The organism is Pedobacter sp. Leaf41, assembly GCF_001422545.1.
Classification (GTDB): domain Bacteria; phylum Bacteroidota; class Bacteroidia; order Sphingobacteriales; family Sphingobacteriaceae; genus Pedobacter.
Genome location: NZ_LMLE01000011.1, coordinates 1 through 17,943 on the forward strand (window position 1 = coordinate 1; position 17,943 = coordinate 17,943).

Genomic DNA, 17,943 nt, shown 5'->3' on the forward strand with positions numbered 1-17,943 from the left:
GTGGGAGAGTAGGTCGGTGCCAAATCTTAAAGCCCAAACAGGGCATTAGCGAGAACCCCTTCAGCAACAGCTGATGGGGTTTCTTCGTTTAAAACGGTTTCTGTTATTCAAGGGGAGAGAACAATAAAGAGCAGGGAACGGAGAGCAACTGTCTTTAAAGAGATGCTACTATTGCTAATTGGGTTTCATGGCTACATCAATCCCAGATCTTTCTGGATCTTATTGAACCATATAGGAATATAGGTCATATAGCTGGGTGAACCTGGTTTTGTATACCTGCGGGAACGCAGTCCCGGCCTATGAACCACCTTCCCTGGGTTTGATAAACCCGATGGTAGAAAATCCTTTTTGTACCGCTGCCGCTCAAAACCGATAGACCCCAAAACAAAAAGATTGAAGAGACAGCGGGGCTGAAGGAGAAATGAAATGCTAACAATCATTTTCAAATACTATATTGAAATCTGTTAAAAAATGTAAAATGTATAGCCCACAAGGCAATAAAAACGTATTATTGTAGTATTACGTACACTCTATTTATCATGAATAATATATCCAATAAATTAGTTTTATTCATTTTTTTCTACGTGTTGACTGCAAGTGTTTTTGGTCAATCTAAGAACGTACAACTTCCTGCTAATTGGTACAATTTGGATTTAGCTGAAAGTGGCTATTTTGGTATTAGTGCTGAAAAAGCATACAAGGAGTTATTGAAAGATAAAAAAGCTGAGCAAAATGTCATCGTTGCGGTTATTGACGGTGGGGTTGATACGAGCCATCCGGATTTAAAAAGTGTTTTGTGGACGAATAAAAAAGAGATTCCCAATAATGGTATTGATGATGACGGAAATGGATATGTTGATGATATTCATGGATGGAATTTTATAGGATCTAAAAAAGGTAATCTGGAATTTGATAATTTGGAACTTGTAAGACTCCTAAAAATTTATGCTCCAAAATACCAATCTACCACTAATCTTACTCCTTTAGATAGCGCACAAAAAGAAGAATATAAGCTGTATAAAAAAATGGTTGGCGATTTCGGAAAAAAATATGAAGATGCCAGCAAAACGTTTTCCGTTTTAATTGCCATTAATAAGGTTTTGGATTCGGTATCAATGGTAAGTAAGAAGAAAATTCCATCCTACGAGGACATCGAGAAATATAAAGCTGATGATGAAACGGAGGAACAAGTCAAAACCATTATCAGAAAAGGCTCAAAAGAAGACGGGAGTTTTGAGAAATTTTATAAAAGTATTAAAGATGGGTATAAGCAATATGACGCGATGCTCAAATATAATCTTAATCCTAAATACGATGTTAGAGCTGAATTGGTAGGAGATGACTATACTAATTCTCATCAAAGAAACTATGGTAATAGCGATGTAAAGGGGCCAGATGCCTTTCATGGTACACATGTATCTGGAATTATTGGTTCCGATCGTTCAAATTCTTTGGGCATTATGGGGGTGGCAAATAGTGTAAGTATTATGGCAATTAGAGTAGTGCCTACTGGCGATGAGCGTGATAAGGATGTGGCTAATGGAATCAGATATGCGGTAGATAATGGTGCCAGAGTAATTAACATGAGCTTCGGAAAAGCCTACAAATGGGATAAAAAGATTGTAGATGAAGCAGTGAAATATGCCGAAACCAAAGGGGTTTTGTTGGTACACGCCGCTGGGAATGATAACCAAAACAATGATATCGAAGAAAATTTTCCAAATAAATATTTTGAGAGCAAGGAAGCTGAAGCCTATAAAGAAGCCCATAAAAAACCTGCCAAGCCAGATTTTGTACCACTTTCAAGAACTAATCAAAGTAGCGGAATTGGGGGAATGGCACCTTCGATAGGGAGAATGCCTGAAGGCAAAGCAATTCCCTTAGATACCGCAAAGTTTGCTCTCCCGCATTCCAATAATTGGATTGAAGTAGGTGCAAGTTCCTACAAAGATGATGAAAACTTGAAAGCAAGTTTTTCAAATTATGGAAGACATACTGTAGACGTTTTTGCTCCTGGATTTTTAATCAATTCTACTATTCCTGAAGGGAAATATGAAGAGGCTGATGGAACAAGTATGGCTGCCCCGGTGGTGTCAGGTCTTGCGGCACTAATTATAAGTTATTATCCGCATTTAACTCCTGCACAGGTACGAGAAATCATTATGAAATCGGTTTCGCCAGTGGTGCACAAAGTGAAATATAAAGATATTAAGGGTGACAATGTTCGTGCTATGTTTAGCGAAATTTGCGTAAGTGGTGGAATAGTTAATGCTTACAATGCGTTGAAATTAGCAGAGACCTATAAATAGTTTTAATCTGCTCCTTGCAGTTTTATTTATCTATCAATTACTTTTTGATGTTTCTGAGAAACTGCTGAAAAGTACCGAACGGATAGTCTTTTGATTTTAGCCACTTGATAAACTCGTCCATTCTACTCATCATTTTATCACCAGTGTTTTTACGAACATAAGCTGGAAAGCCAAATCTTTCAAAATCGTCAAGATCTGTAAATTCCCATGGGTGGAAGTAAATATTAAGGTATTTATCTTTTTTATAAGTCCAGCTGGCCAATTTCTTATAAAGGCTTAAAGGTAAATTATGAAAGGAAAGCCAAAAGAGTGGAAACCTTACAATTGGACTTACTGAAGCCGGAATTTGTAAAACATTCTCTTCGGTATAAAATGTTCTGGAGATATGGAAATTGTTGTACCGCCCAGGAAGGTAAGTAGGATTAATGGAAGTATTATATTGATATCCTGCTTTTCCGATCTCCTTTTCATCCACAGGCATCATTCGAGCCATGCGATAGCCGGTGATTTCTGCACCCGATAATTCTTCCAATTTCAATTTTGATTGAAGCAAATGTTCCGGTTTGAAATCGGAATGGTAGTAACCATGAGAAGCCAATTCGTGGCCAGTTTCAACAATTCGTTTGATAAGATCTGGAATATTTTCTGCAAATGTTACGGTGCAAAAAAAAGTAGCTTTAATTTGATGTTTATCTAATAAATCCAGAATAGCAATTGTACCCTTTCTGGAAATGGCGATTTGATCGGCAAAAGATATATCTTTTCCGTATTCAAAGGGCATATCAAATTCTTCAATATCGAAACTTAAAAGCACCATTATTTATTGGGAAGATTTGTTGAACGGATAATGTAATTTGGGCGGTTTTTAGTTTGCATAAACATTTTACCCACGTAGATGCCGATAATACCTAAAATGATCAGTTGCAAACCACCAAAAAATACGATAGTCATGATCATTGACGCCCAGCCGGAAACTTCTACATTGTTTACAAATGCATAAATAACGTAAGGAATATAGAGTACCGAAGCCAGTGATAAGATGAAGCCTAAATAGACGGCAGAATAGAGTGGTTTAATACTAAATGAGGTAACACCATGAAGTGCGAGGCGAAACATCTTTTTTATGGTGTATTTACTTTTTCCAGAAAAGCGTGCAGCCGGATTATATTTTATGGCGTACTGTTTAAATCCCAACCATTTTACCAATCCACGCAGAAACGGTTCGTTCTCCTGGAAATTTCTAAACACATTCACTACTTTTTGATCGAGCAGGCGAAAATCTGCTGCTCCGGGTTCTAAATCGATATCTGATAGCCAGTTTAATGTTTTATAAAATAAACTCGACGAACTGCGTTTTCCTTTTGAAAGCGTCTTATCCTCCTCACGAATGGTATAGACAACTTCGAAACCCTCTTGCCATTTTTGTAGCATTTCTGGAATCAGTTCTGGCGGATGTTGCATATCACAATCCATAGAAATTACACAATCACCGAAAGCATGGTCCATCCCTGCTTTTACTGCGAGTTGATGGCCAAAATTTCTGGAGAATTCAAGGAAAAAAACATTATCGGAAGTTGATGCATAAGCTTTGATCTTTTCGAGCGTATGATCGGCACTTCCATCATCCACCAATATGATTTCATAATGATAATCTATTGAAGAGAAAACCTTTTTAATACTTTCTGCAATAACAAAGATATTATCAGCTTCGTTGTAAGCCGGTATCACTATGGAAACTAATTTTCTCATTTATCGGTAGTCAAATAAGATTCAAAATTTTCTTTCAGTATCTGGAAAATAATGGTTAGCCAGATGATTATACAAGGTAGAGCTTTGAACGAATATAGACGAATAAATTCTTTTATCGCTCTTGGAAAAATGTCAGTAGGCAATAAACCATCTGGCAATGATGCAAAAGGTGCTATAAACAATGAAAATATAGGGCCATAATGGTTACTATTGCCATACTCAGGATAATTATTATAAAGGTTCTGTAAGTCTATCGTGTGGTAATAGACATATTTAAAAATGAGATAGTTGTTATAAGAATGATGTTGGTATTGCTTGAAGCCAGCAATAATGGCCAGGAGAACATAGACGGCAATGATACATTCTTTTTTTAGTAGAAAGCTAAAGATTTTACGTGATTTTGGGTTATTTGAATCCGCCATGGTAATTAACAGCCGAAGATAAGCATTTTTGGTAAGTGCATTATTTTCTTGAAACAGCAAATAAGAAGTAAATTATTTCCAATTGCTAACCATCATTTGGTCTCCCAGGTTGATTTTACCTTCTCCTTTGTGGATAAGATTTTGACCGAACATAATCTTATTACCTTCTTTACGGTAGCTAGCTAAAGTCTTTAAGGGCTCGCCGCTTTTCATTCCTGTTTCTTGATCAACGGTAATTAAAATACATCTGGCACAAGGTTTAACGCATTGGAATTCAATTCCATTTAATGCGAATGTTTTTATACGGTCTTCCATATGTGCCTCACCACCGGTAAAAACAAAGTTAGGGCGAAATCGATTCATGTTGATGGGATCTTCAAGCTTTTGATTAAGATTATCCAGTGATGATTGCCCGATAAGCAGGCATGGATAACCATCTGCAAAACTCACGATTTCACCCTGAGCAGCATAATTTGGATCGACTTTTCTTTTTGCTGTTAAAGGCATTTTTACAAGTCTGACTTCCATTTTCATAAAGTCAGAGAACCATTCGCTCACATTTTTACTCACTTCTACGCCGATAGAAAAATCATCCCAAATGCTAACCACAATTTCTGTAGCACTAACTTCGGATATGAGAAACGAAATTTTTATGCCCGGATCGTTTTTGTGAGAAACAATAATGGTTTCATTTTGAATTTCTACTTTAAGTAAGGCTAATTGATGGTGCTTCCGTTGTGTAATAAAAGTTCCTTCATCATCAACAAGCATCCACCTTCTATCGTATTTTAAGCCACGATCTTCCATAATAGCCTCCTTTAAACTAACGCCACCAAGTGACTTGATTGGATAGATATATATGCCAGAAATGTATAAGTCATTCATCCCATAAAGATAGAAAACAAAAAACCTTTTGCAGAGTAGGATAGATAATAAGCCCTGCCAATTGGTTTTTAATAATAAGTTCAGTTTAATAAATATCAAGCCGCTTGAAGATTATGAAGCAAAATTGCTGTCTAAAACTTTAGCTAAGCTGTACTGTTGTTATAGCTTCATCTTGATATATTCTTAATGGCAAAACGCGGCTTGGTTTGGTTTAAAAATGATTTACGATTGCATGATAATGAAGCCTTAACAAAGGCAGCAGAAGAATGCGATGAATTAATGTTTTGCTATTGTTTTGAAAAGTGCGATTTTGAAAAGTTGGAGCTTGGATTTCGAAGAATAGATATAGTGAGATTCAGATTTTTGGAACAATCTATTTTGGATTTAGAAAAAAAACTTGAATCGAAAGGTGGTAAATTGGTCATCGGATCCATTTCTGCGCTAGAAACTTTACCCATACTGGTAAAAGAGTATGGCATAACAGCTATTTATTCGGAAAAAGAATATGCTGATTATGAACTGAACCTGGTTAATCGCCTCACTGAAGCTTTATCAGAGGTAAAATTTCATTTTTACTGGGGCAAAACGCTTTATCATATAGATGATATTCCCTTTACGATAGCCAGGATTCCACTCACCAGTAAAGCTTACCGAATTCCCGCGGGGAAAGAAGCTGATCCACGGGCAACCCTCGGCACACCTGATAAACTAAAATCAATCACAACGATTGTAAATCACAAATTACCTTCCTATAAAACTTTCGGATTCACTAAAAAGGAATATGACGGTGCAAAGCCTTTTGTTGAGGGTGGTGAAACGGCAGCTTTAAAAAGGTTGGAATATTATACCTTCGAATCCGAACTTTTAACTGGTTACCGCTGGAGTAGAAATAAATCGGACGGGCTAGATTACAGTTCGAAGTTTTCTCCTTATTTGGCATTAGGCTGTATTTCCGCCCGAAAAATTTATGGAAAGGTTAAAGATTACGAATCGAAGATCAAAAAAAATCAAAGTACCTGGTGGTTGGTCTTTGAGCTGGTATGGAGAGATTATTTTACTTTCAAAGCTATGCGCTTCGGTAGCAAAATTTTCAAAACCGAAGGTTATAAAAAGAAAGAATTAGAGTGGGAAAACGACCCATTGAAGTTTAAGAAATGGTGCGATGGTGAAACGGGAATTCCCTTTATTGATGCGCACATGCGGCAATTAAACGAAACCGGATATATGAGTAATCGTGGGCGGGTAAATTGTGCCAGTTATTTTGTGCACGATTTAAAAATCGATTGGACTTGGGGTGCTGCTTATTTCGAATCGAAATTAATCGATTATGATGTAAGCTCCAATTGGATGAACTGGCATATGCAGGCATTCGAAATCTGGTATACGAACCCGGTGCACCAATCAAACAAATACAAGGCACAGGATTTTATACGCAAATGGATTCCCGAACTTTCGGACAAAAACGATATTGAAGTTTTAATCCCCTGGCAATTTGAAATTCCAGAATATGTAAAGCCAATTGAGGTTTACAAAAAGTGGGGCAGGGCAATTGGCTTGATAGAAAAACTGTAAGTTTGAGGAAAGGATAATTTAGTAAGCAACCAGAAGGTGAAAACAGGTATATCTTTTAATCAAAGTTAATACGTAAATGAACAAAATTTTATTGGCCCTACTGTTAGGTATCATTAGTTTTAAAAGTTTCGGCCAGCCATCAAATCTATCGCCAGAGAAACTTAAGAAACTATATCCCGAGCAAACTAACGTATCCCCTTATCACAACTCCTGGACGCAAAAGCATTTTCCAAAACGGATTAAAGAGTTTATGGAGCAGCCGCTTGAATTTGGAGAAATTGTTTTCATTGGCAATAGCATTACAGAAGCTGGTGGTGATTGGAGCAGTAAGTTTGGTATCAATCATATTCGTAATCGGGGTATTGCAGGCGATCTATCAGATGGTGCGTTGCGACGTTTGGATGAGATTACGTATTTCAGACCTAAAGCTGTTTTTATCCTTATCGGGATTAACGATTTGTTTAATATCCACCAGTTGGAAGATAATCCTGCTTTAAAATATACCAACACCGTTCCTTCTCCGGCTTTTGTAGCCAAAAACATATTGAAAATTACAAAGCAGATTCACCGCAAATCGCCCCTTACCAAAATCTTTGTTCGAACGCTACTCCCAACCAGAAGAGCCTTTCTTAAGCAGGACATTCTTATTTTAAACGGTCATATTAAGCAAAATGCAACCAAGGGTTTTTATCAGCTTCTTGATCTCTATTCTGTATTTTTAGATAGCAACGGCGAGTTAGACAAAGAGTTTACAAAAGATGGTGTGCATTTAAATGATAAGGGATATCAGAAATGGGTCGCCTTTGAAAAACCACTGCTAGAACAGCTATAGCAATTCAATATTATTCGTTTCATGCACAGCCACAATGTAGGCAGTTGAGTTAAAGGCAACGAAAGATTTTTTCTAAATCAGGCTAATCTTTTCCTAAAGTCAGTAGGTGTTTGTCCTAATAATTTTTTAACGTACCGTGTAAAAAAAGACGTGCTGCTGAAACGCATCTCCTCCGCAATCTCCGATATATTTAAGTGTCTATTTTGCAAGAGCAAAATGATTCTTTCTCTGGCATGGCTTCTTATCCAATCGGAGGCGGTGCGATCTGAATGGATTTTGCAAAGGTAGTTTAAGTATTTTGGTGTAATGTTTAATTCATTGGCATAAAGTTGTACCTCTCTTTGGGTGAGGCAATGCTGTTGCAGTAACTGGACAAACTGTTCGTAGAGCGTTCCCGTTTGCAAACTATGCCGCCGCCGCTCATATTCGTTTGCAAAGCTATGCCACATCTCTAAAATAAACAGACGCATTTGTAATTTGAGTGCTTCTTCGTAAAAGCGGTGATCGGTTTCCTGGAAACGCAGCAGGAGCCAGGTAAAGTTGTTTAATATTTTATTCTTCTCGGCTTTAGTGTTAATATCTTTAACAGGGTGTACTCTGGAATGGAGCTGTGCATTGATGCTCCATCCCTGATCGGGAACGTTATCGATCAGGAACTCTTTCTCCACGAGTAAAACCGTTGCCTTAAAACCTTTTGATACTTGAGCTATTTTCCATCTGGATTCTGCAAACCAAAAGAGAAACTGGCCAGCTGCACAGCTCATTTGCTGATCGTTGAAAATAAAATGTAGTTTCCCACTATGGCAATACAAGTGTACATGATACTTTTTTAAAAGTTTTTGAGTCGCATCATCCATGTGCCGAAGTGATAAGGATAGAACTCTTGGAGCAGGCGTTTGTGTCATTTTTATTATTTGTATTCTAAATTAAGTAATATTTGACATTTACGGCGCCATTAGTGGCATAAATCAGAACTAAACTGGTCGGAAATTTGATGATAACAAAAGATGAAAAAGAAAGATCACTCGGTATTTGATGATTTAAGAAATGGCGAAACAATCACATCATCCCATCCCGGTCGCGACGAACTTAGAAAATCATCCTACGCAACTATTGGCTTATTACAGCAAATGAATAGCAGCGCCGATCCGCTTTTAATCAATGATTTTTTGGCTAAAATTACCGGTAAAAAGATAGATGAAACGGTAGCTGTGTTTCCGCCATTGTACATCAACAACGGAGCAAATTTAAGTATTGGAAAAAATGTTTTCATCAACTTCGACTGCACTTTCCTGACTTTAGGGGGAATCACCATTGAAGATCATGTACTTATAGGCCCCAAAGTAAGTTTGCTTTCTGAAGGACATCCCCTGGCTGCTGCAGAAAGGGATGCATTGTTGCCAGGCAAAATCCACATTAAAAGAAATGCCTGGATAGGTGCTAATGCCATTATTTTGCCAGGCGTAACGGTTGGCGAAAATGCTGTGGTTGCTGCTGGTGCAGTAGTATCAAAAAACGTTGATGACAATACCGTTGTTGGCGGAGTACCGGCAAAGTTTATTAAACAGATTAATGTAGTAGATAATGAAAAAGTTGATCATCCTAAGTTTGATAGCATGCTTTAGTACGCTCCAGCTGCAGGCACAAGTAAAACCTGAAAAAACAGAAAACAACATGAAAAGAGATATTCCAAAAATCAGCGATTTTCCAACGGGAGAAGAAAATACAGGCTTTGCCCAATATTTCACGGGTAAATCTTACCTCGCTCCATTAACCAGCAATAAAGGCCTTAACGTTCCATTGGCAAATGTAACTTTCGAACCTGGATGTAGAAATAACTGGCACAGCCATACCGGCGGGCAGTTGCTCATCGTAATTGGCGGCGAAGGCTTATATCAGGAGCGGGGCAAACCGGCGAGGCATTTAAAGGCGGGTGATATCGTTGAAATCGGGCCAAATGTTGAACATTGGCATGGCGCCACAGCCAACAGTTGGTTTTCTCACCTTGCCACCAATGGTAGCCCGGCTTCCAACGAAAATAAATGGCTGGAGGCTGTTAGTGATGAGGATTATCAGGTTGCTAACAATCAAATTTTGAAATAATGAAAGTCATCAGCTGGAAAGTTGGATTGCTCCTATTGCTCTCCAATATCATGATCCTCAAAACGAAAGCACAAAAAATGGCAACATTAACTAAACAGGAAAAAAGCCTCGCTGGTATTTCTGCTACAACGGCAACAGGTAAGCTAGACTTGCTTAAAGTTCAACTCGTTGAGGGTTTGAAGAATGGACTGACGGTCAATGAAATCAAAGAAACCCTGACGCAATTATACGCTTACTGTGGTTTCCCACGAAGTTTAAATGCTATCAATACGTTTTCTGCCGTATTAACCGATCGCAAAGCGAACAACATTAAAGATGTTGAAGGAGAAAAAATTATCCAGAATACGGTAAAGGATAAGTATGAACAGGGCAGAATGGTTTTAGAACAATTAACTCAAACACCGCAAGCAAAGCCGGCACCTGGTTTTGGAGAATTTGCGCCTCGTATCGACGCTTTTTTGAAAGAGCATTTGTTTGCCGATATTTTTGCCAGTAAGGTGTTGGATTTTCGCCAGCGGGAAATGGTTACCATTAGCGCACTCGCTTCTATGGAGGGCGTAGAAAGCCAACTACAATCTCATATCAAAATGGGCAGAAACTCAGGAATTACAGTTGCCGAGCTGGAAGCACTGAGTGCTGTGGTTCGGCAGCTGGTAAGTACTACGCAGGCGAACACTTTGCTTAAAAATATAGATCGACCGACACTTGCAGTGATCAAGCCCGATATGATGGTTCGTATTTCCGAAATCGAAATATTTCCGGAACATCTGGAGACCTATAAAGCGATCTTAGAGGAAGAAGCGGCGGCATCATTAGCGAAAGAACCGGGTGTGATCGCCATTTTCCCAATGTTGCAAAAGGAGCAGCCCACACAAGTGAGGATTATAGAAATTTATGCCGACAAAGCTGCCTACGAACAACATTTGCTTACCCCTCATTTTAAAGAATATAAAACTTCTACTTTAAAAATGGTGAAAGCATTAAAATTGATCGATATGGAAAGCCTGGATCAGGAAACCATGAAGGCAATATTTAAAAAGTTAGAATAAACCTGCACTATTTTCTGAGATGCTCATAATAAGACGAACCAAACCCTAGTGCTTTTACTACTCTTTTAAATAAATAGGCTACGGACCGTGGTATTCCTTAAATCTGTTCCAAAACAGATTTCGTTGATCTTAGGTGAATATAGGACCTCTTTAATAGAGGATTCTAAAGCAATTATTTTTACTTTTGGTACTAACCCGAATTCTAGTTAGCTTACGTTTAATAGAAGATAAACCGCTGTTAAGAAGCGTAATAGTTAGGAAACCAATTAGGATGACTTGCTTAGAATGTCTTTCTGTTTAATGAATCAATTTTTATTGGATGCCTTAACATTCCTTTATCATGCCTTCATCCTGCCTTAGGGATGCAATAGGGGTGCAGTAGGTCATCATCATGGCATTGGATAGAATCCTGTTACATTAAAAAACCATCGTCTCTAATATGCAAAACTGGACTCAAAACCGCAAAATATACCTAATGAAGTAATGAAAAGGATTTTACAGATTTCTATACTGTCAATGGTAACATTATTTTCATTTAGTAATGATAAAAATGAAAAATTAATAATAACAGCCTAAAAAGGAGAAAACATTAATTACGAAATGTGATTTCATGTATGCAATAAATTTCATTTCGCTAAGTTTATTTGGCCTACTTCAATGGCAAAGGAATCCCTCACAAGATTTTATCACAATTAAAACAACGTGCTGTTGGGTATGAACCAGATACCCTTGGAGAATATTACACATTTTACAAGGGGACTAGGTTTATTCCCTTAAGAAGTTATGTTGAATAGGCCAAGGCAAGAAAATCAAGCCTTCTTGGGAGTTTGGTGTCTGTAGAGGAGGCAGTAGAGAATGGTCAGATCGATAAAGATAAATTCTATCAAGTTGATCACTATTACCTTTTGTTAAGTAGTAGTGAAACTTTTCCAAAAGATTGGCTTATTTCTCCAAATTATTCGTTTTCTATCGAGCTTATCGATACTGTTTTTAAGGGGCAGCATGAACTATTATATAATCAGCATCTTTATGATAATGATCCAAAAAGCCAGTATCATTTGCCAATTTTAGAGAAACTTGATCTAGGCGATGAAACCGTAATAAGCCCTCATTTTATTGATAAAAAGCATGCTGAAGTGCTCATTCATATTTTAGATCAGCACAAAGTCGATCACAATGATTCTCTCGAAAAGGAGATCAAGTTGTTCAAACATTTACTGCATAAGGTGGTTTTATGCGATATTATATCGGTACTAAACAATCATAGCCAATAATGTATTTTTGAAGCAGATAATCAGGATTATAGATGATCTGATAATAAGGAACTTAGCAAAACTGTTCTCATGAAGACGATTTAAGTGCTTAATTTGTTTTACTGTCTCATTTGTGTCTCAACTTTCCAAAAAAGGTATATCTTCATTTCAGAAAACAAAAAAGCCTCAAGAAATTAATCTCAAGGCTGTTTTTTAATCTGTAGCCGTTACTGGACGGATTTCGAATTTTTTCTTATCTGATTTGCAGGAATTAGTGAAAGTTGCTAATTATCTTAAACATTAAAATAAGGTTCGTTTTGCGAGACAAAAACTACAGCTAATAAGTTGTGGCCTATCATACCGTCTGTTTAGTATTAATTTCTTGAGTTTTAAGTAAAAATCTGCTTACATGAGAGTTGCTTCACTTTTATTTTCTGTAGAGTTTAAAGTAATGTTTACAAAAAAAGCAGAAAAAGCTAAATTCCCTGCTTCAAAAACCTATTCCTTATTCAATACTATGGACAATTAACTGCCCGGCTATAATCAGCCTCAGTAAAAGTGTAGGTAAATTTATAAGTTACATCATTTACACGCTCAGCTTTATAGTTTTTAATATTTCTTACGCTATTAAGATCTTCTTCCTTTATATCTATTAAGCACTTAACTTTATTAAAGCTAATTTTTATATTATTGAAATTAGCAAGAGGCGTATTATAATTATTCTCCTGTGATTTTTTTTTACTTATTCTCGCTTGATTTTTAAAAATTGTGGTAGAATTTGGCGCTACATTAAATTCCTCCAAACCTTTTTGGTAAGTAATGCTATAGTTTGTTGTATTCACAAAATGGAATTCCCCCACCATTGTAAAATCTTTTACGCAACCTCCTAAAATAGAGGTAATGCTAATAATTAAGCCAATAATTAAATAGCGTTTCAACATGCTGTTCTGTTCCATTGCTGTGATTGTTTATAATGTTATCTTTCCACTCTCCCCAGGTAGTGGGGCTATTTATGCAGGAGTTTTGAATATCTACAATATTATATCCTTCAACTTCATCTTTAGGAGCACTAAAACCGTAATTGAAACTCCCAGGTGAGTCAATCAGATCCATAACTACATTCCTATAATTATCATTAACAGGAACGTTAAACCCCTTGTAATCTGGATATTCCATTTTAGTAAGATACCATTCCACACCAGTAGCCCAGGACTCTCTAACAGTTGAAGAGCTTAACACAAATGATAAATTTGAATTATCCCAATGGGCAGCGTGAGTCAATTCATGTATGGTTGTAGAATAGCTATCATCTATAGAAGCTAACATGCCGTAAATCTTGATGCTCTCACCTAAATGCCAACTGATTGGAAACATTATACCGCTGGTAGAAGCTGAGTGATCATTAAGCGGTAAAATATGAACCTTAGCTGCCCAAAAACTATTCATAGGCGGCCGGTGTAACCCATCTATATTTTTGTGATAATAGTGATAAGCTGCTCTAAATACTGTTGAGCAAAATTTATCATAACCCGTAAATTCGACATCCCAAGCAGCTTCGATTTTAGGACCACTAATTTCCCTATTCCCATTCATAGGATTTTCACCGTCCATAATTTCATAATCATACCTCTCGAAGTTGAGCCAATAATTTGCCGGTCGGGTAAACCATCCATCAACAGCATAATAGCCATTCGCATCGGTGAAGCCATCGTATGTGGTAAACCAACGGCGGGCCCTAACACGTATGCCTTCTACACCAATAATGCCCTTGATGTCGTCATGTACAGTAACGCGGCCATGAGGTCGCCAATTTTCACCATTGCGATATGGATCGTTTGGTGGATATGGGCCTCCGCCACCTCCGCAGTCATCATATTCTTCAAGCACCTCCTCGTCAATTGGTTCTCCTTCTCCTCCACCTCCGACTTCGCCACCTCCGCACTCAGCAAAATTAGCCAATTCCTGCCCATCCACGCTATACGATGAATTTCCAGGGGCTTTAAGCATTATTGTATTACCATGTTGGTTTTCATTTGGTATATAAAGGTCTTCAAGTTTTTGGTAAGGTACATCTGGCAACCTGTATGCTATAGGTACTGCGGCATATTGGTAAGTAGGTACATCTGGGAGTACTGATGGGTCATGGTAACTTCCCTTGTACTGGGTCTGTTCATTATCAAGTGGAAAAGGATAAATGGTTAAATTGCTATCGACTTTCAATTTATCCATATCGGCTTGGTTCCGAGGAATAAATTTAATATAGTAATGGGTTGCTGTAATGCCTTGCTCGGCAATTTTTAAGCTTTCATTAAGTGTCATTTGCTTATTAATGCCAACGCCTCTTTTGTGCTTAGAATCATTTTCCCTTTTACATACCCTAATTTGTTGTTGCGGCTAAGCTGAGCATCGCCTGCAAGCATACCTGCCAAAGCCTTCCGCATATTGCTAACTGAGTAAGGGTTATAATTTTTATTGGTTGTGGTTAGGGATGGAGGAGCACCGCTAATTGTTTCATTTTTTTTACAGCCTACCATTGCTGCAAAGCATAAAATGCTTAAGAGAGACATTAATTTAATTTTCATGAATTTTTTGTTTTTGTTTAATACTAATAGGAGTAAACATAAATAATTTAATGTGAAAACAAAAGTTGATTTATATTTGATCATATGTCCACAATCGAATATGTAATTAAATACAAAAGTCGTCCAAAAATTATTTTTTATTACTTTTTTTCAAGTTTCCTTATTTCCTAGTTTTTTGGGGCAGGTCGCTGTTTGTCGGTGGCAATCTTAGTACTCCTCACGTAAAACAAAGTACAATAGGTCAAATATCTTGTTAGTATGGAGCAGCAAAATATTCATTTTGTGATACAATTTTTCTTTTTGCCGTCATTGGTGCAATAGAACTTACAGATGAAAAAAAGATATACAATAGGGGATGAATACTTTCGTTTTGTGAGACAACTATTTAGTTTTTCCCATGGTGTTTTATTTATAAAATAACCTACAATCTCATGGTTGCTTTGGTTGCAAAATTTAGGTAATGAGCTTTAATTGGAGATTTCGCTAGGAGTGATCAACTCATTTCGGAATTTAAGGTCAGTTTGTTTCGGTCTAGACTGACCACTCCAATAAACTAATATTTAATATGCTAAAGATGAGTTATGTGTTTTCTTGGACTGGTCAGTCCGCTACGGAATTACACGGTCAATGAAGCCGAAATCTCCACCTGAAGGTATTGTCTGCATCAATTTACTGCTATCTAATGGCAACAGCTTGAATAAAACTGCCGCAATTTTTATTTAGTTTTATTCTAAATAATAGTTATGTTTGCGAAAATTTAATCCAAACTCTTCGTTATGAATCTTTTTACCTTGCCGGACAAAACAGTCCAAACATCCATATTCAAATACTTCAGCGTCATTGTTTTTCTTCTGGTTTCTGCTTCCATGAGCGCTCATGCGCAATTATCTGCTCTTGTTGGAACGGTAAAGACTTCCGATGGAAGAGCAGCGGTTGCCGTAACGATCGCCATTTCACCTTTGAATCGATCTACTCAAACCAATGAAAAAGGGGAATTCAGATTCAACAGGCTTCCTGCAGGAAATTATACGGTCACTGCAAAATCTGTTGGTTTACAGGTCCAGGTTAAGGAAACAACTGTAATATCTGGTCAGAATACTACACTAATCTTTACGCTGACTGAAACTTCGGGACAACTTGAATCCGTAAATATAATGTCTTTTAAAACCAATAAGTTCGCCAATAAAAAATCAGACTATGTTGCCAGAATGCCTTTGGATAACCTGGAGAATCCTCAGGTTTACACATCGGTAGGTAAAGAACTGATTGCTGAACAGGTTATTGTAGATTTCAAGGAATCATTGAGAAATGTACCTGGTATTGCACCTAATAATAATCCCGCAGGAGGAACAGGTGCTACTATCCGCGGCTTCAATGCGACTACAACGGTTAGAAATGGTTTAGCAGTACAGTCTTACCAAACTGATCCCATCAATCTCGAAAGGGTTGAAGTAATCAAGGGTCCATCGGCAACCTTGTTTGGTTCAAGTATCGTTAGTTTTGGTGGACTAATCAACCAGGTAACCAAAAAACCTTTTGATAGTCTGGCGGGTGAAGTAGGAGTGACGCTTGGTAGTTATGAACTGAGCAGGCTAACTGCTGATATTAATACCCCATTAAATAAAGATAAAACAGCGCTCTTGCGGATAAATGCAGCAGCACATCGTGAAAATTCATTTCAAAATTTCGGGTATAAGCGCATGTATACCTTTGCACCAAGTTTTGCCTATAAGGTGAGTGATCGCTTATCTTTCCTTTTTGAAGGAGAATTCAATCAGACCAACCGTTCAACGGTGGCATACTACCAGAATCTGGGCAAAACGAGTTACAAAAACTTCAGGGACATTCCAATAGGTTTTGAGACCTCTCTTGGCGGAGCAGACATTAATGCTTCTTTAAAATCAACAAATATATTCGCCGAAGGGAAATATAAGATTTCAGAGGAATGGACTTCAACTACCAGTATCGCCTATGGAGAAAACCAGATAGATCACAGTAGCCAGATATATCCGCAGTGGGTTTCAGATAATATATTTGACCGTTCAATATTTAATTATGGTCCCCGGATTTTTACTTCATTAAATGGTCAGCAAAACTTCAATGGTGATTTTAAGCTTGCAGGAATGAGAAACCGCTTATTGGCGGGGGTGAATTTCTATACATTCAGAAGTTCCTTAAGATTCACCAACCTTGGTGTATATGATAGAATCAACCTGAACACTTCTCAAGTGATTCCGGGACTAAATTCTGAAAAACTAAGTGCTTTAATAGCCACTTCAACCAGTCAGACCAACACCACGAACAAACAGGGCTCGTACAGCGCCTATGCATCTGATGTGTTGAGCATTACAGACCGGTTAAATGCCATGTTGAGCCTTCGTGTGGACCGTTTTGAAAACGCAGCACCAATCTCCAACGGGATAAAGGCAACCACAGGGTCCTTTAACCAGACAGCTTTCTCTCCAAAACTTGGCTTGAGTTATCAGCTTGTGAAAGATCAATTGTCATTATTTGGAAACTATATGAACGGTTTCCAGAACAACGGTCCGGTAACGCAGCCAACTGGAACGATAGATATCCTGAAACCTCGCCAGGCTAACCAGTGGGAAGGCGGCGTGAAATTAGAAGCCTTCGGTAAAAAACTGAATGCAACATTAAGTTATTACGACATCAAAATCTCTAACGATACCCGCTTGGTCAACGGCATCACTATTCAGGATGCAACTTCAAAAAGTAAGGGATTTGAGGCTGAAGTAATTGCTAACCCGGTTTCAGGATTAAATATCGTCGCAGGTTATGCCAAAAACAGTTACCGCATCATCAATGCAGGTGCGAACGTAGGCAACTACCAGGCGCAAACACCGACAGATTATGCCAACCTCTGGGTGAGCTATAAATTCACCGGACAAACCCTCAAAAACATCGGACTTGGATTTGGTGGCAATTATGTGTCTGAGAACTTTTTTGATGCAGAAAACACCATTGTTATTCCACAATATACGGTAATCAATGCGTCTGTATTTTATGATCAGCCCAAATGGAGATTAAGCATTAAGGCCAACAACATCTCTAATGAAAAATATTGGACCAATTACGGCATCCCGGAAACCTTGAGGCAGTATTTGGCGAACATCAGTTTTAAGTTTTAATTTATGCTGCATTCAGCGCAGCCGCTTAACCGTTGGCT

16 protein-coding genes are annotated in these 17,943 nt (G+C 37.8%); 8 read left to right on the top strand and 8 right to left on the bottom strand.

Annotation, left to right across the window (positions count from 1 at the left end; all coding sequences use genetic code 11):
• Nucleotides 1-539 precede the first annotated feature (539 nt).
• Nucleotides 540-2,309 (top strand): S8 family peptidase, encoded by a 1,770-nt coding sequence (locus ASE92_RS17680; RefSeq protein ID WP_056851459.1) that lies wholly within the window; start codon nucleotides 540-542, stop codon nucleotides 2,307-2,309.
• A gap of 37 nt (nucleotides 2,310-2,346) precedes the next feature.
• Here the strand turns inward: ASE92_RS17680 and ASE92_RS17685 are convergent, their stop codons facing one another.
• From ASE92_RS17685 to ASE92_RS17700, 4 genes are all read right to left on the bottom strand, one after another.
• A complete protein-coding gene (locus ASE92_RS17685) occupies nucleotides 2,347-3,126 on the bottom strand; it encodes a polysaccharide deacetylase family protein (protein ID WP_056851460.1) in 780 nt (259 codons plus the stop codon).
• Nucleotides 3,126-4,058 carry a glycosyltransferase family 2 protein gene (locus ASE92_RS17690; protein WP_056851461.1) on the bottom strand — a complete coding sequence of 311 codons (933 nt, stop codon included), beginning with the start codon at nucleotides 4,056-4,058 and terminating at the stop codon, nucleotides 3,126-3,128. Before ASE92_RS17690 ends, ASE92_RS17685 begins: the two co-directional genes overlap by 1 nt.
• Nucleotides 4,055-4,480 (bottom strand): hypothetical protein, encoded by a 426-nt coding sequence (locus ASE92_RS20985; RefSeq protein ID WP_200926453.1) that lies wholly within the window; start codon nucleotides 4,478-4,480, stop codon nucleotides 4,055-4,057. Before ASE92_RS20985 ends, ASE92_RS17690 begins: the two co-directional genes overlap by 4 nt.
• A gap of 72 nt (nucleotides 4,481-4,552) precedes the next feature.
• Nucleotides 4,553-5,365 (bottom strand): MOSC domain-containing protein, encoded by an 813-nt coding sequence (locus tag ASE92_RS17700; protein ID WP_056851463.1) that lies wholly within the window; start codon nucleotides 5,363-5,365, stop codon nucleotides 4,553-4,555.
• A gap of 186 nt (nucleotides 5,366-5,551) precedes the next feature.
• On the opposite strand from ASE92_RS17700, the gene ASE92_RS17705 reads away from it, so the two are divergent.
• Together ASE92_RS17705 and ASE92_RS17710 are read left to right on the top strand one after the other, a co-directional pair.
• Nucleotides 5,552-6,937 (top strand): DASH family cryptochrome, encoded by a 1,386-nt coding sequence (locus ASE92_RS17705; protein ID WP_056851464.1) that lies wholly within the window; start codon nucleotides 5,552-5,554, stop codon nucleotides 6,935-6,937.
• 76 nt (nucleotides 6,938-7,013) lie between these two features.
• The gene (locus tag ASE92_RS17710; protein ID WP_056851465.1) at nucleotides 7,014-7,769 is read left to right on the top strand and encodes a GDSL-type esterase/lipase family protein; all 756 of its coding nucleotides are present in this window, start codon (nucleotides 7,014-7,016) and stop codon (nucleotides 7,767-7,769) included.
• Nucleotides 7,770-7,846: 77 nt separating this feature from the next.
• On the opposite strand, the gene ASE92_RS17715 is transcribed toward ASE92_RS17710, so the two are convergent.
• Complete coding sequence (locus ASE92_RS17715; RefSeq protein WP_056851466.1) at nucleotides 7,847-8,674, bottom strand: helix-turn-helix domain-containing protein; 828 nt, start codon at nucleotides 8,672-8,674, stop codon at nucleotides 7,847-7,849.
• 102 nt (nucleotides 8,675-8,776) lie between these two features.
• Between ASE92_RS17715 and ASE92_RS17720 the strand changes: the two genes are divergently transcribed.
• The 4 genes from ASE92_RS17720 (at nucleotide 8,777) to ASE92_RS17735 (ending at nucleotide 12,195) form a co-directional block, all read left to right on the top strand.
• Entirely contained in the window at nucleotides 8,777-9,394 is a 618-nt protein-coding gene (locus tag ASE92_RS17720; RefSeq protein WP_056851467.1) for a DapH/DapD/GlmU-related protein, read from the top strand.
• Between the two features lie 49 nt (nucleotides 9,395-9,443).
• A complete protein-coding gene (locus tag ASE92_RS17725; protein WP_200926455.1) occupies nucleotides 9,444-9,872 on the top strand; it encodes a cupin domain-containing protein in 429 nt (142 codons plus the stop codon).
• Complete coding sequence (locus ASE92_RS17730; protein ID WP_056851468.1) at nucleotides 9,872-10,921, top strand: carboxymuconolactone decarboxylase family protein; 1,050 nt, start codon at nucleotides 9,872-9,874, stop codon at nucleotides 10,919-10,921. The genes ASE92_RS17725 and ASE92_RS17730 overlap by 1 nt, the downstream gene beginning before the upstream one ends.
• A gap of 830 nt (nucleotides 10,922-11,751) precedes the next feature.
• Nucleotides 11,752-12,195, top strand: a complete 444-nt coding sequence (locus tag ASE92_RS17735; RefSeq protein WP_157255780.1) for a hypothetical protein — start codon at nucleotides 11,752-11,754, stop codon at nucleotides 12,193-12,195.
• Nucleotides 12,196-12,689: 494 nt separating this feature from the next.
• Here the strand turns inward: ASE92_RS17735 and ASE92_RS17740 are convergent, their stop codons facing one another.
• Genes ASE92_RS17740 through ASE92_RS17750 form a run of 3 tightly spaced genes read right to left on the bottom strand, consistent with a single transcriptional unit; the run spans nucleotide 12,690 to nucleotide 14,756 of the window.
• Nucleotides 12,690-13,130, bottom strand: a complete 441-nt coding sequence (locus ASE92_RS17740) for a hypothetical protein (protein WP_157255781.1) — start codon at nucleotides 13,128-13,130, stop codon at nucleotides 12,690-12,692.
• On the bottom strand, nucleotides 13,078-14,493 hold the full coding sequence (locus ASE92_RS17745) for a hypothetical protein (RefSeq protein WP_056851471.1): 1,416 nt from the start codon (nucleotides 14,491-14,493) through the stop codon (nucleotides 13,078-13,080). The genes ASE92_RS17740 and ASE92_RS17745 overlap by 53 nt, the downstream gene beginning before the upstream one ends.
• Nucleotides 14,490-14,756 carry a hypothetical protein gene (locus ASE92_RS17750; RefSeq protein ID WP_157255782.1) on the bottom strand — a complete coding sequence of 89 codons (267 nt, stop codon included), beginning with the start codon at nucleotides 14,754-14,756 and terminating at the stop codon, nucleotides 14,490-14,492. Before ASE92_RS17750 ends, ASE92_RS17745 begins: the two co-directional genes overlap by 4 nt.
• 776 nt (nucleotides 14,757-15,532) lie before the next feature.
• Between ASE92_RS17750 and ASE92_RS17755 the strand changes: the two genes are divergently transcribed.
• Complete coding sequence (locus ASE92_RS17755; protein ID WP_082455117.1) at nucleotides 15,533-17,905, top strand: TonB-dependent receptor; 2,373 nt, start codon at nucleotides 15,533-15,535, stop codon at nucleotides 17,903-17,905.
• Nucleotides 17,906-17,943: the final 38 nt, after the last annotated feature.

What these genes read in the sequence shown, in the direction of transcription:
- ASE92_RS17745 (WP_056851471.1), bottom strand. Translation starts at nt 14,493, where the DNA reads ATGACACTTAATGAAAGCTTAAAAATTGCCGAGCAAGGCATTACAGCA.
- ASE92_RS17715 (WP_056851466.1), bottom strand. Translation starts at nt 8,674, where the DNA reads ATGACACAAACGCCTGCTCCAAGAGTTCTATCCTTATCACTTCGGCAC.
- ASE92_RS20985 (WP_200926453.1), bottom strand. Translation starts at nt 4,480, where the DNA reads ATGGCGGATTCAAATAACCCAAAATCACGTAAAATCTTTAGCTTTCTA.
- ASE92_RS17705 (WP_056851464.1), top strand. Translation starts at nt 5,552, where the DNA reads ATGGCAAAACGCGGCTTGGTTTGGTTTAAAAATGATTTACGATTGCAT.
- ASE92_RS17730 (WP_056851468.1), top strand. Translation starts at nt 9,872, where the DNA reads ATGAAAGTCATCAGCTGGAAAGTTGGATTGCTCCTATTGCTCTCCAAT.
- ASE92_RS17710 (WP_056851465.1), top strand. Translation starts at nt 7,014, where the DNA reads ATGAACAAAATTTTATTGGCCCTACTGTTAGGTATCATTAGTTTTAAA.
- ASE92_RS17690 (WP_056851461.1), bottom strand. Translation starts at nt 4,058, where the DNA reads ATGAGAAAATTAGTTTCCATAGTGATACCGGCTTACAACGAAGCTGAT.
- ASE92_RS17740 (WP_157255781.1), bottom strand. Translation starts at nt 13,130, where the DNA reads ATGGAACAGAACAGCATGTTGAAACGCTATTTAATTATTGGCTTAATT.
- ASE92_RS17720 (WP_056851467.1), top strand. Translation starts at nt 8,777, where the DNA reads ATGAAAAAGAAAGATCACTCGGTATTTGATGATTTAAGAAATGGCGAA.
- ASE92_RS17755 (WP_082455117.1), top strand. Translation starts at nt 15,533, where the DNA reads ATGAATCTTTTTACCTTGCCGGACAAAACAGTCCAAACATCCATATTC.
- ASE92_RS17725 (WP_200926455.1), top strand. Translation starts at nt 9,444, where the DNA reads ATGAAAAGAGATATTCCAAAAATCAGCGATTTTCCAACGGGAGAAGAA.
- ASE92_RS17750 (WP_157255782.1), bottom strand. Translation starts at nt 14,756, where the DNA reads ATGAAAATTAAATTAATGTCTCTCTTAAGCATTTTATGCTTTGCAGCA.
- ASE92_RS17700 (WP_056851463.1), bottom strand. Translation starts at nt 5,365, where the DNA reads ATGAATGACTTATACATTTCTGGCATATATATCTATCCAATCAAGTCA.
- ASE92_RS17680 (WP_056851459.1), top strand. Translation starts at nt 540, where the DNA reads ATGAATAATATATCCAATAAATTAGTTTTATTCATTTTTTTCTACGTG.
- ASE92_RS17685 (WP_056851460.1), bottom strand. Translation starts at nt 3,126, where the DNA reads ATGGTGCTTTTAAGTTTCGATATTGAAGAATTTGATATGCCCTTTGAA.